13 protein-coding genes are annotated in these 12,828 nt (G+C 33.0%); all 13 read left to right on the top strand.

Annotation, left to right across the window (positions count from 1 at the left end; genetic code table 11):
- Position 1: 1 nt before the first annotated feature.
- Positions 2-538, top strand: coding sequence for a dTDP-4-dehydrorhamnose 3,5-epimerase (rfbC, locus tag WJN01_RS03500; RefSeq protein ID WP_445196291.1), 537 nt, complete (start codon positions 2-4; stop codon positions 536-538).
- Positions 539-555: 17 nt separating this feature from the next.
- Positions 556-1,344: a dTDP-4-dehydrorhamnose reductase gene (rfbD, locus tag WJN01_RS03495; RefSeq protein WP_445195772.1), complete on the top strand. Its 789-nt coding sequence runs from the start codon at positions 556-558 to the stop codon at positions 1,342-1,344.
- A gap of 17 nt (positions 1,345-1,361) precedes the next feature.
- On the top strand, positions 1,362-2,480 hold the full coding sequence (gmd, locus tag WJN01_RS03490; RefSeq protein ID WP_445195771.1) for a GDP-mannose 4,6-dehydratase: 1,119 nt from the start codon (positions 1,362-1,364) through the stop codon (positions 2,478-2,480).
- A 5-nt stretch (positions 2,481-2,485) separates the two neighbouring features.
- Positions 2,486-3,535, top strand: a complete 1,050-nt coding sequence (locus tag WJN01_RS03485; RefSeq protein ID WP_445195770.1) for a GDP-L-fucose synthase family protein — start codon at positions 2,486-2,488, stop codon at positions 3,533-3,535.
- Positions 3,528-4,325, top strand: coding sequence for a 3'(2'),5'-bisphosphate nucleotidase CysQ (cysQ, locus tag WJN01_RS03480; RefSeq protein WP_445195769.1), 798 nt, complete (start codon positions 3,528-3,530; stop codon positions 4,323-4,325). The genes WJN01_RS03485 and cysQ overlap by 8 nt, the downstream gene beginning before the upstream one ends.
- Positions 4,326-4,799, top strand: coding sequence for a DUF2061 domain-containing protein (locus WJN01_RS03475; RefSeq protein ID WP_445195768.1), 474 nt, complete (start codon positions 4,326-4,328; stop codon positions 4,797-4,799).
- Positions 4,739-5,341, top strand: coding sequence for an adenylyl-sulfate kinase (cysC, locus tag WJN01_RS03470; protein WP_445195767.1), 603 nt, complete (start codon positions 4,739-4,741; stop codon positions 5,339-5,341). Before WJN01_RS03475 ends, cysC begins: the two co-directional genes overlap by 61 nt.
- Positions 5,334-6,239: a sulfate adenylyltransferase subunit CysD gene (cysD, locus tag WJN01_RS03465; protein ID WP_445195766.1), complete on the top strand. Its 906-nt coding sequence runs from the start codon at positions 5,334-5,336 to the stop codon at positions 6,237-6,239. Before cysC ends, cysD begins: the two co-directional genes overlap by 8 nt.
- Before the next feature lie 24 nt (positions 6,240-6,263).
- The gene (locus WJN01_RS03460; protein ID WP_445195765.1) at positions 6,264-7,226 is read left to right on the top strand and encodes a glycosyltransferase; all 963 of its coding nucleotides are present in this window, start codon (positions 6,264-6,266) and stop codon (positions 7,224-7,226) included.
- Complete coding sequence (locus WJN01_RS03455) at positions 7,219-9,051, top strand: glycosyltransferase family 39 protein (protein WP_445195764.1); 1,833 nt, start codon at positions 7,219-7,221, stop codon at positions 9,049-9,051. The genes WJN01_RS03460 and WJN01_RS03455 overlap by 8 nt, the downstream gene beginning before the upstream one ends.
- A complete protein-coding gene (locus WJN01_RS03450) occupies positions 9,048-10,016 on the top strand; it encodes a hypothetical protein (RefSeq protein ID WP_445195763.1) in 969 nt (322 codons plus the stop codon). The genes WJN01_RS03455 and WJN01_RS03450 overlap by 4 nt, the downstream gene beginning before the upstream one ends.
- A 24-nt stretch (positions 10,017-10,040) precedes the next feature.
- The gene (gene cysN / locus WJN01_RS03445; RefSeq protein WP_445195762.1) at positions 10,041-11,294 is read left to right on the top strand and encodes a sulfate adenylyltransferase subunit CysN; all 1,254 of its coding nucleotides are present in this window, start codon (positions 10,041-10,043) and stop codon (positions 11,292-11,294) included.
- 201 nt (positions 11,295-11,495) lie between these two features.
- Entirely contained in the window at positions 11,496-12,827 is a 1,332-nt protein-coding gene (locus tag WJN01_RS03440) for a flippase (RefSeq protein ID WP_445195761.1), read from the top strand.
- The last annotated feature ends 1 nt before the right edge of the window (position 12,828 follow it).

Here is a 12,828-nt window from a genome sequence, read left to right as displayed (position 1 = left end):
AATGACGATTGAAGAAACATACCTAAAAGACTGCTTTGTAATAACGCCAAAAGTGTTTAATGATGAAAGAGGTTATTTTTTTGAGACCTTTAATAAAAACATTTTTAAAAAGGAAACAGGGATAGACCCGAATTTTGTCCAAGACAATCAATCAAAATCAAATTTGGGCGTTTTAAGAGGTCTACATTTTCAAACAGGTGAATTTGCTCAAGCAAAATTGGTTCGAGTTGTAAAGGGTAGTGTTTTAGATGTTTGTGTTGATGTTAGAGAGGATTCTGCTACCTATGGAAAGTATTTTTCATTAATACTTGACGATAAAAAACACCAACAATTATATATTCCAAGGGGTTTTGCACATGGCTTTGTGGTTCTTGAAGACAATACTATTTTTTCTTACAAATGCGATAATTTCTACAACAAATCTTCGGAATCTGGAATCATATACAATGATGTTGCTTTAAATATCGATTGGGGTATTCCGGAAGAAAGACTTATTATTTCAGAAAAAGACAAAGGTCTTCCTGCATTAAGAGAATAATTTAAATTAATATGGGTTTGAAGGTTTTAGTTACTGGAGCCAGTGGGCAGTTAGGAAAAACCATTGAAGAGTTGTTTGCAAAAAACAATTCCAACATTGATTTTACTTTTGCTTCAAAATCGGATTTGGACATTACCGATCAATTAAAAGTTGAAGTTTTTTTTACAAAAAACAAGTTTGATTATTGTATTAATTGTGCGGCTTATACTAATGTTGAACAGGCAGAGAAAACACCAGAAATGGCGTTTAAAATAAACGCCCATGCGGTTAAAAGTATTGCCAAATCTTGTAAAAAGAATAATGTAACCCTCATACATGTTTCAACAGATTATGTGTTTGATGGAGAAAAAACCACCCCATATACTCCAGAAGATTTAACTAACCCAATAAATGAATATGGCAAGTCAAAATTATTGGGAGAATCCCTTATTCAGGATATACTCAAGAAGTATTTTATCATTAGAACTTCATGGCTCTACAGTAAAAAATATGGAAAGAACTTTTATAAAACAATTGTAAATCTTGCAAAAACAAAAGATGAGTTGGCCATTACAACCGATCAGAAAGGGTGCCCTACAAACACAGAAACTTTAGCAAAATACATTATAGGCTTAATAGTCAGTAAAAATAATAATTACGGATTAAAGCATTTTTCAGACGAAAAAGTAATGACTTGGTATGATTTTGCTAAGGAAATTATGTCAGAAAATAATTTAATTCAAACCACTAACCTTGTTAAAACTAGCAATTATGTTACTTTTGCAAAGCGACCAAAATATTCGGTTTTAAGAACAACTAAAGAATAGAAACAAACAAACTTCAAATGAAAAAAAAGGTAGCTTTAATTACTGGGGTAACAGGACAAGATGGAGCTTATTTGAGTGAATTCCTATTAAAGAAAGGGTATGAGGTTCATGGCATTAAAAGGCGTTCATCATTGTTCAACACAGATAGGATAGACCATCTATATCAAGACCCACATATAGAGCATAGAGATTTTTTCCTTCACTATGGAGATTTGACTGATAGTACAAATTTAACTAGAATTATTCAAGAGGTTCAACCAGATGAGATATATAATTTGGCCGCTATGAGCCATGTTCATGTGTCTTTTGAAATGCCTGAATATACAGCTAATGCCGATGCTCTTGGCACCTTGAGAATTTTGGAAGCAATCCGGTTGTTGGGAATGGAAAAGAAAACGCGGATCTATCAAGCTTCAACCTCAGAATTATATGGTAAGGTACAGGCAGTGCCACAAACCGAAACAACTCCATTTTACCCAAGAAGCCCATATGCAGTAGCGAAAATGTATGCTTATTGGATAACGGTAAATTACCGAGAAGCTTATGGCATCTATGCTTGTAATGGTATTTTGTTCAATCATGAATCACCTATTAGAGGTGAAACGTTTGTTACTCGAAAAATCACTAGGGCAACCGCTAGAATAGCATTGGGTCTACAGGACAAATTTTATTTGGGGAATTTAGATGCTCAACGTGACTGGGGACATGCCAAAGATTATGTTCGTATGATGTGGATGATACTTCAGGCCGATGAAGCTGAAGATTGGGTTATTGCAACAGGGAAAACCACAAGGGTGCGAGATTTTGTGCGTATGAGTTTTGGTGAAGTTGGAATTGAATTGGAGTTTAAAGGAAATGGCGTTGATGAGAAGGCTTATGTAAAAGCATGTAATAAACCAGAATACCAATTACCAATTGGAAGGGAAGTTTTAAGCGTAGACCCTAAATATTTTAGACCAACAGAGGTTGATTTGCTTATTGGCGATGCCACAAAGGCCAAAGAAAAATTAGGTTGGGTGCCAGAATACGATTTGAAGGCATTGGTAAAAGATATGATGCAAAGCGACGTAACCTTAATGAAAAAGGAGCAGTACCTTAAAGAAGGAGGTTATAAAATCATGAATTATTTTGAATAATTTTCATGGAAAAAAACGCTAAAATCTATGTAGCAGGGCATCGAGGTTTGGTTGGAAGTGCTATTCTAAAAAATCTTCAAAAGAAAGGCTATCAAAATCTAGTTGTACGGACACACCACGAATTGGATTTAACCAATCAATCTGCAGTTTCATCTTTTTTCAAACAAGAAAAACCAGAATATGTTTTTTTGGCGGCCGCAAAAGTTGGCGGTATCATTGCAAACAACACATATAGAGGCGATTTCATTTACGAGAATTTGATGATTCAGAATAACGTTATTCATCAAAGCTATCTTCAAAATGTAAATAAGCTGATGTTTTTGGGAAGTACATGCATATATCCTAAAAATAGTCTCCAACCAATGAAAGAAGAGTATCTGTTAACAGATACTTTGGAATATACAAACGAACCTTATGCTATCGCAAAAATAGCGGGAATCAAGATGTGCGAAAGTTACAATTTGCAGTATGGTACCAATTTTATTTCGGTAATGCCTACCAACTTGTATGGGCCTAATGACAATTTCGATTTAGAAAAATCTCATGTTCTTCCGGCTTTAATCAGAAAAATGCATCTTGCCAAAGAATTATCAGAAGGTAGATACGATGAGGTTTTAAAGGATTTAGGGATAAAATCACTAGAAGAAGCTAAAAGCTATTTGAATAAATTTGGGGTTTCTGAAAACAGCGTGGAAATTTGGGGTTCTGGAAAACCAAAACGAGAGTTTTTATGGAGTGAAGATATGGCCGATGCTTGCGTTTTTCTGATGGAGAACAGAAATTTTAAGGACATCTTTAAAGAAGAGGAGAAGGAGATAAGAAATACACATATTAACATTGGCACAGGAGAGGATGTGTCCATTAGAGAATTAGCGGAAACTATAAAGAGTATCGTAGGATTTAAAGGCAAGTTGGTTTTTAACGCAGATAAACCTGATGGTACCATGAGAAAGCTAACGGATGTTTCAAAATTGCATGATTTGGGTTGGAAACATAAAATAAATTTGCAAGAAGGAATAATTAAAATGTACAAATGGTACAATGAAAATGATTGAATACCTAAATACAGCAACAACTGCTGCAGTGCTAGCAGGAAAGGAAATCCTAAAAATATACAATAAAGATTTTGATATAGCCTTTAAAGATGACAGATCTCCTTTAACAGATGCTGATCTTGTATCAAATAAAATAATAATAAAGCACCTCAAATTAACCAATATTCCAATAATCAGTGAAGAAAATAAGCAAATTCCATATACCGACAGAAAAAACTGGGATTATTGTTGGATAGTTGACCCAATTGACGGAACTAAAGAGTTCATAAAGAAAAATGGGGAATTTACCGTAAATATAGCTTTGGTAAAAAGCGGAAAAACAAAATTAGGCATTATTTATGTTCCTGCCACAAGAGAACTATATTACACCAATACAAATAAAACCAAGGCTTTCAAAACCATTATGCCCGAAGTAAGCAATAATTTAAGTGATTTATTATTTAGAGAAGAAGATTTAATCACACCAAATTCAGATATAAATTCAGATATAAAAGTGGTTGGAAGCAGATCGCACATGAATGAGGATACTATTAGATTTGTGGAAAGCTTAAAAGAAAAACACAAAAGTATTGAAATAGTTTCAAAAGGAAGTTCATTAAAGTTCTGTTTGGTGGCAGAGGGAAAAGCTGATGTATATCCAAGATTTGCCCCTACAATGGAATGGGACACAGCTGCGGGTCAAGCTATTTGTGAAGCGGTTGGGTTAAAAGTTTTAGATCAAACAACACAAAAGCCTATGGAATATAACAGAGAAAACCTTTTAAACAACTATTTCCTGGTAGTCAAATAAATGCCAAAAAACCTTTACAAAAGACATATAGCAAAAGCTTTTACTTGGCGTTTAGTTGGTACCATAGACACGGTATTGTTGTCATGGGCAATTACTGGAAACCCTTTAACAGGATTAAAAATTGGCGCTTTTGAAGTTTTAACAAAATTGGCGCTGTATTATTTTCATGAGCAATTTTGGTTTAGAATAAAAATAGAAAAAAGTAAAAAAAGGCACTTATTTAAAACACTAACATGGAGGATTGTTGCAACTGTGGACACAATGCTACTAGCATGGGTGATCTCTGGAAATCCCTTAACAGGATTAAGCATAGGTGTTGCCGAAGTAATAACAAAAATGGTCTTGTACTACATTCACGAGCGTGTTTGGTATAAAATAGACTTTGGATTAGAAAAAAGAAGAAGATTAAAAAGATGGAAAAAAACATCACAGACCACGAATACAAAATCAATAGATTTGAAAGGCAAAAACTAAACGGACATAACTCTTTTTTGGTTTTTTTTACTGGTTTATCAGGTTCAGGCAAATCTACTTTGGCAAATGCCCTTGAAGAAAGACTAAATAAAAACAGAATACATACCTATGTATTGGATGGTGATAATGTAAGGCGTGGTATTAACAAAAATTTAGGTTTTTCTCCAGACGATCGTTCAGAAAATAATAGGAGAATAGGCGAAATATCGAAACTTTTTATCGACGCTGGAATTGTTGTTTTGGCAGCTTTTGTGGCTCCTTATGAAAAAGACAGGAAATTCATCAAAGAAACTGTCAATTCTGATAACTTTGTTGAAGTATTTGTAAATACAAGTCTAGAAGTATGTGAAAAACGCGACGTAAAGGGTTTGTACAAAAAAGCGAGGGCAGGAGAAATTAAAAATATGACTGGAATCTCAGCACCATATGAAAAGCCTAAAAAACCAGACGTAGAAGTATCTCATTTAAACACTGTGGAAGAATCAATTGAAATGATATTTAAAGTTATAAAAGATAAACTAGAACTTAAGGAACATGGGTAAATATTATTTAAATTATTTAGATGAATTGGAATCTGAGGCCATTTACGTTTTAAGAGAAGTTTGGGCACAGTTCCAAAACCCAGTAATACTTTTTTCAGGAGGAAAAGATTCTATAGTAGTCACTCATTTGGCTAGGAAAGCCTTCTATCCGTCTAAAATTCCATTTTCTTTAATGCATGTTGATACTGGACACAATTTTCCTGAAACCATAAAATTTCGAGATGATTTGATTAATGATTTAGGGGTTAATTTAATTGTTGGTTCAGTACAAGAATCTATTAATCAAGGACGTGTGGCAGAAGAAAAAGGCAAAAACGCAACGCGAAATGCACTTCAAATTACAACACTTTTGGATGCCATTGAGACTAATAAAGTAGATTGTGCCATTGGAGGAGGAAGGCGTGACGAAGAAAAGGCCAGAGCCAAAGAACGTTTTTTTTCGCATAGAGATGATTTTGGGCAATGGGACCCAAAAAACCAACGCCCAGAGCTTTGGAACATCTTTAACGGAAAGTGTTTTGAAGGGGAACATTTTAGAGCTTTTCCAATCAGTAATTGGACTGAAATGGATGTTTGGAATTATATCAAAAGAGAAAATATTATAATACCTTCGTTATACTTTGCCCACGAGAGAGAAGTGGTTTGGCGACAAAGTTCTTGGATTCCAAATTCAGAGTTTTTAGTGCTTGAGGACCACGAGGAAATTGTAACAAAAAAAATACGGTTTAGAACTTTAGGTGATATAACAATAACAGGAGGAATAGAATCTGATGCTGATACGGTTGAAAAAATTGCACAAGAAGTATCGGCGATGAGACAAACGGAACGCGGTAATAGAAGTGATGACAAACGTTCTGAAACTTCTATGGAAGACAGAAAACGACTTGGGTATTTTTAACAAAAAACCTCAAAAATCAAAAATATGAAACCTAATGAAGTTATCTGTTTAACACCTGTTTTTAATGATTGGGAAAGTTTATCAATACTTTTATCTGACATCGAAAAGCAAGCAGCTCTCAATAATGAGTATAAGTTTAGAGCAATTGTAATTAATGATGGGTCTACAGAGCCCATGACAAAGGAAATTCTTGAAAAAAATATTGATGTAGAAGTAATTAATCTAAAACTAAATATAGGCCATCAGAGAGCAATTGCGGTTGGCTTGCAGTATATTTCAAATGAAATAGTAAAAGAGCTAAAAATAAAAGGCATTTCTGGCCATGTTGTTGTTTTAGACGGAGATGGAGAGGATAAGCCTTCAGACATAATGTCAATGGTGCAAAAAGCAAATAATGAAATAGTTTTTGCAAAAAGGGTGAAAAGGAGTGAAGGCATTAGGTTTAAGATTGGCTATTATTTTTATAAACTAATATTTAAGCTACTTACAGGAAAAGCAATCAATTATGGTAATTTCAGTGCGATTCCATTTTCTTTAATAAAGAATGTAGCTCTTTTACCCAACATTTGGAATCATTATGCTGGCAGCATAGTTGAATCTAGAATCAAATTTTCATCTTATCCGACTGAAAGAGGTAACAGATATGCTGGTAAATCTAAAATGAACACAATGAATCTCATTATTCATGGGTTCAGCTCAATTTCAATTTATTTTGATAGATTGTGTTTTAGGGTTTTAAAGTTTTCATTTATATCTATTCTTTTATGTTCAGCATTAATATCATTTGTTTTATATAGCAGATTGTTTACGGATAATGCAATACCAGGTTGGGCCTCTAGTTTAATTCTAATCGCTTTATCAATTGTTGTTCAGCTTTTTTCAGTGACTTTCATTATTTTACTATTTCAGTTAAGTACAAGAAGAACAATAAGCCCTCCAAACAAAAAACTTTATTTAGACTTTATTAATAGAGAAAAACATGGTTGATAAGCTAAAAAAACTTCTTCTTGACTCTAAATTTGCCTTAGCATTTATATTATTATTGGCAACTATGCTAAGATTTTATAATCTTGGTTTTCAAAGCCCTTGGTTAGATGAATTGCACACTATGGTAGAGACAGACCCATCTTTGTCATTTAAAGAATTCTACGACCTTTTATTTACAAGGGAACTGATGCCCCATCTGTACTACCTTTTGGCAAGAATTTTTAGTTTTTTGATTGATGACTCTATAGCAGTGGTAAGGTCCATTTCTGCCATTGCAGGCGTGTTAACAGTTTTTGCAATGTATTTTTTGGGTAAGGAAATGAAATCAAAAAAAGTGGGATTAATAGCCGCACTATTGATGGCCATAAACCATTTTCATATTTATTATTCTCAAGAGGCAAGACCCTATGCATTATTGTCATTATTTACAACAGTGTCGTTTTTGTACCTAATAAGGTTTTTAAAAAAAGAACATATAAAATCAGGGCTGCTATATGCCGTATTTGCGGCATTGATGATTAATACACATTTTTTTGGGTTATTTGTGTTGGTTTCACAAGCTTTGATTATTTTAATCTACTTAAAGGCTATTAATTGGAAGAAAGGGTTTTTTATTAATTCCTGTATATCTGGAATTGTAATTCTTTTACTCTTTATTCCTTCAATGCCCATTTTGTTCAAAATATCGCATGTAGATTCGTTTTGGATACCCCCACCATCCCAAACCTTTTTTGCCGATTTGTTTAGTGTTTTCTTCGGCAAGTCGGAGGTTTTAGTAATTATTGCCGTGCTTCTTATAATTATTTACCTGGTAAAGGTTTTTAATACGAAAGAGAAGGAAATTATCAACTTAAACAATACGTATGCAACCAGTTTTGTAATATTAAGTATTTGGTTGTTTGTAACATTTGTTTTGCCGTACATTAGGTCATACACAAATGTGCCCATGATGCTTAATCGGTATTTTACAAGTGCATTACCTGCAATAATTTTAATTTTATCGATGGGGATATCGTCAATAAAGTTTAAAACCAATGCACTAATATTAGGACTCATTTTTGTTACATTTTCATTTGTAAACCTATTCTTGGTTAGAGATTACTACTATAAGGTAACTAAAACACAGTTTAGGGAACTCACTTCAGAGATAGAAAAAAGAAACATTGATAATAGTCTCATTGTTTACAGAATGGCATGGCACATGGAGTATTATTTTAATGACACCCAAGTTATTCAAGGTTCACTCAATAACTACATAAATAACTTAAAATCAGGAACCGAAAAAAAGGAGAATTTTTGGGCAGTAGGGGCGCATTTAAACCCTTATGAAGTTACTGCTCAAAATCAAAAATACTTAGACGACAACTTTTATTTAGTGGATGATATTGAACTAAAGGATTGCTGGGCAAAATATTATATTTACAAGAACAGCAAGCAATCCATAAACGTGCCATTGGTTGATTTTGACCCCAAGTTAACCAACAGCAATTTAGAGTTGGTAATTAAAAGCAATAAAACAGTTACATCAAAGGATGTTTTTTTAAACCAAGGCAATTACAGATTAGTCTTACAGACAAAAAGTAAGCCTAACCCACCAATTGAAAATGAAAACGCCCATATTGATGTTGCCATCAATGGAAAAAGAATAGGAGGCTTTTATACCAGTTCAAAACAAATAATACCAACGTTTTTTGATTTTGAACTACAAAGTAGTATGGCCATTAATATTCAACTTACTTTTGGCAATGATTACTTTAATGACAAGGTAGACAGAGACTTAATTATTTATGGTGTTTCAATTGAAAAGTTAGAGAATAAGTTATGAACAAGTTTAGATTAACCTCCGTTTTTATATTGTTTTGTTTGGTCTCTTGCAAAAAAACACCACCATCTACCAATAACGAATATAGGGTATGGTTAAACCCGGACGTAAAATTGGAAGAAGTTTTTACTGTTAAAATCAGGCTAAAAGTGTTACATAACGATGAGTTCAAAGTTTATTACACCCAAGACAACACCGAAAATTTTAACGAGGAAAATACCGTAAGAACAAAAATAAATGGAAGCAATGAAGTTCAATTGCTTACGTTTAAGTTTCCTAAAGGAACAAAACCCACCAACTTAAGAATAGATTTTGGGTTTAATAAAGAGCAACGTGTATTTGAGCTCAATAATTTGGAACTTAGTTACCATGACAACTATTTCACCATACCAGGGTCAACGTTTTTGGATTACTTTAAAATATTTGATAATCGCTTAATTTTTGACGCATCAACCACCCAATTATATGTTAACAGAGATATCGATAGAAAACAGTATTTACCCATTACAGTATCGAATGAATCGTTAAATGCAGAATTAAAATATTTTTATCAAGAAAATGCAGAACCTAGCTACGAAACTGTTGAATTTGACCAAGAACAACTATCAAATTTAACTAAAAAAAACAACGCGAGATTTAGAATTGAGAAGTTTGAGTTTGATGATAATTATCGACTAAAAGTAAAAGGATGGGCAATGCTTGAAAACGTTAATTCAACAGACACCAAGCTTAAAGCTATACTGTTAAAAGACAATTTAGGCTATATAATTGAATCCGAAAATAAAAGCCGGCCCGATGTAACCAACTTTTTTAAATTAAATTACAATGCAGACAATTCAGGGTTTGAAATAGACACCCGGATAAGGCACATACCGAAAGGCAACTATGTTTTAGGGGTTTTGCTTAATAATGATAAAAAGGGCATTGAAGGTTTATCAATTTCCAATAAACAAGTAACAATTCTGTAATTTTTAAAAATAAACGACCTAATAATGTTAGATAATAATCAGCTATTACGTTTTACAACGGCAGGAAGTGTTGATGATGGAAAAAGTACGCTTATAGGGCGCTTACTTTACGATTCAAAATCAATATTTGAAGACCAATTAGAGGCTATTGAGAGTTCAAGTAAAAGAAAAGGCCATGATGGTGTAGATTTGGCCCTATTTACAGACGGTTTAAGAGATGAACGAGAGCAAGGCATTACAATAGACGTGGCATATAGATATTTTACAACACCAAAGCGTAAATTTATAATTGCAGACACGCCTGGCCATATCCAGTATACGCGTAATATGGTAACAGGTGCGTCCACTGCAAATGCTGCACTTATATTGGTAGATGCACGACATGGTGTTGTAGAACAAACCCGAAGACATGCTTTTATTGCCTCTTTATTACAAATCCCGCATATTATAGTCTGTATCAATAAAATGGATCTAGTTGATTTTAAAGAAGAGACCTATAACAATGTTTTAAGTCAATTTGAAGAGTTTTCTTCAAAACTATTAGTCAAAGATGTTAGATTCATTCCAATGAGCGCTTTATTAGGGGATAATGTAGTTAATCAATCCGAAAATATGCCTTGGTACAAAGGCGCATCATTGCTCCATACGTTAGAGACCATGCATATAAGTAGTGACATAAATAAGGTTGATGCACGTTTTCCAGTACAAACCGTTTTACGTCCACAACGAGAAGGATTTATTGATTATAGAGGCTATGCAGGTAGGGTTTCAAGTGGGGTGTTTAGAAAAGGAGATGAGATTACCATTATGCCATCAGGTTTCACATCTAAGATTAAAACAATTGATGTTTATGATAAACAAATAGACGAAGCATTTGCTCCTATGTCGGTCTCAATCACTCTAGAAGATGACATAGACATAAGTAGGGGCGATATGCTGGTTCGATCTAATAATAAACCAGAAGCTTCTCAAGATATTGAGGTAATGTTATGCTGGTTAAACAATTCTCCCTCTAGGCCACGCACTAAATACAGTATTTTCCATACTACCAACCAGCAAAAAGCCATGATTAAAGAGATAGTTTATAAAATTGACATTAATTCTTTAAACAGAAAAGAAGAGCAAGTCGAATTAAAAATGAATGAAATAGCCAAGGTGAAACTGAGGACAACAAGACCACTGATGGTAGACTCTTACAGAAAGAACAGAAGTACAGGTAGCATTATTCTGGTTGATGATGCAACGAATGAGACAGTAGCAGCTGGAATGATTGTTTAGCACTATTTTAGAAATTTCTTTAAAAGATTTTTGCAATAAGAAATCAGTAAATATTTAAAACTGAAACACCAAAATGTACTTTATGTAAAGAGAGCATAAATTCTTCAGAAATTTGGGTTTAAAATTTATCTGAATGAATTTTTCTAGAGTTAATGTCTAGTGTTTTACTTAAAGTTTAATGAAAAAATTAAATGACCTAGAATGACAAAGCATAAAGACAAAAATTTAATTGAGTTAGTAAAGGGGGGCTCTGTTTCTTTGGTCATTAAACTGATTGGCATGTTGTTCGGTTATCTGTCTATGCTTTTTATTACTAAATATTTTGGTGCTGAAGAATGGGGTATTTATTCATTGTGTATCACTGTTTTAAGTGTTGCAATTATTTTTCCTAAGTTTGGATTTGATACTTCCTTGGTCAGAATCATAGCAGAGTTAAATGTGGAGAACAAACAAGACCAAATTTTAGGAGTTTTGTTAAGATCTACACTTATTTCAATAGCGCTCTCTTTGGTTGTAATTGTTGCAATAACGCTATTTGCAGATGTTGTTGTTTCTAAAGTAATTAGACAGCCAGAAATGCTTTATTATTTTAAAATAATAAGCATAGCCATCATTCCTATGGCATTGTTAACTATTTATAGTTCATTGTTTCAAGCCCTTAAAAAAACAGCATTTTTTATGTTGTTTCAAGCTACGCTTATTAACGTGGTTTTTTTTATTCTTTTAATTTTTTATTACAATTTTGAAATTGATTTTTCAGGAACATTTAATTTATATGTAATTGCGGTATTTATAGTTTTAATAAGCTTAATACTTTTTCTGGTAATAACAATTAAAAAACTAAATACCGACAAGGTTACAAAAAGAGAGAAACCTAGTTTTGGATATTTAAAAATATTTAAAATTTCATTTCCCATGATGATGTCGAGTTCCTTTGCACTTCTTATTGGATGGGTAGATATTTTCATGTTATCCTATTATAAAACAACAACAGATATTGGCATTTACAATACCACATTAAAATTAGCAGCATTGTCAACGATTACTTTAATGGCTGTTAATGCTATAGCTACTCCAAAATTTGGAGAGTTTTATGTAAGTAAAAACATAGCTGGGTTGAAAGAAACAGTTAAAAACTCCACAAAAATGATTTTTTTAACCTCAACACCCATACTATTGGCTCTTGTAGTTTTTGCCAAACCTATTTTGGGTTTTTTTGGCGAGGAGTTTAAAATTGGTTATCTATCGTTAATCTACTTATGCATATCTCGGTTTATTAATGCAATATCTGGATCTGTTGGATATTTGATGCAAATGACAGATCAGCAAAACCAATTTCAAAATGTTTTGATTGTTGCATTTGTGATTAACTTAATTTTAAATTATTTGTTAATACCGAAATATAGCTATGAAGGTGCAGCAATAGCAAGTGGCTTGTCAATGATATTTTGGAATTTGGCCTTAGTGATTATTATAAAAAGAAAACTTGGTTTTTGGACATTTTATAATCCATTACAAAACCTCCGAGAATAAT

This window comes from Tamlana sedimenti (assembly GCF_038148895.1).
Taxonomy (GTDB): Bacteria; Bacteroidota; Bacteroidia; order Flavobacteriales; family Flavobacteriaceae; genus Tamlana.
This window is presented reverse-complemented; position numbering and strand designations above follow the sequence as displayed.

What these genes read in the sequence shown, in the direction of transcription:
- rfbC (WP_445196291.1), top strand. Translation starts at nt 2, where the DNA reads ATGACGATTGAAGAAACATACCTAAAAGACTGCTTTGTAATAACGCCA.
- gmd (WP_445195771.1), top strand. Translation starts at nt 1,362, where the DNA reads ATGAAAAAAAAGGTAGCTTTAATTACTGGGGTAACAGGACAAGATGGA.
- WJN01_RS03485 (WP_445195770.1), top strand. Translation starts at nt 2,486, where the DNA reads ATGGAAAAAAACGCTAAAATCTATGTAGCAGGGCATCGAGGTTTGGTT.
- cysQ (WP_445195769.1), top strand. Translation starts at nt 3,528, where the DNA reads ATGATTGAATACCTAAATACAGCAACAACTGCTGCAGTGCTAGCAGGA.
- WJN01_RS03475 (WP_445195768.1), top strand. Translation starts at nt 4,326, where the DNA reads ATGCCAAAAAACCTTTACAAAAGACATATAGCAAAAGCTTTTACTTGG.
- cysC (WP_445195767.1), top strand. Translation starts at nt 4,739, where the DNA reads ATGGAAAAAAACATCACAGACCACGAATACAAAATCAATAGATTTGAA.
- cysD (WP_445195766.1), top strand. Translation starts at nt 5,334, where the DNA reads ATGGGTAAATATTATTTAAATTATTTAGATGAATTGGAATCTGAGGCC.
- WJN01_RS03460 (WP_445195765.1), top strand. Translation starts at nt 6,264, where the DNA reads ATGAAACCTAATGAAGTTATCTGTTTAACACCTGTTTTTAATGATTGG.
- WJN01_RS03455 (WP_445195764.1), top strand. Translation starts at nt 7,219, where the DNA reads ATGGTTGATAAGCTAAAAAAACTTCTTCTTGACTCTAAATTTGCCTTA.
- WJN01_RS03450 (WP_445195763.1), top strand. Translation starts at nt 9,048, where the DNA reads ATGAACAAGTTTAGATTAACCTCCGTTTTTATATTGTTTTGTTTGGTC.
- cysN (WP_445195762.1), top strand. Translation starts at nt 10,041, where the DNA reads ATGTTAGATAATAATCAGCTATTACGTTTTACAACGGCAGGAAGTGTT.
- WJN01_RS03440 (WP_445195761.1), top strand. Translation starts at nt 11,496, where the DNA reads ATGACAAAGCATAAAGACAAAAATTTAATTGAGTTAGTAAAGGGGGGC.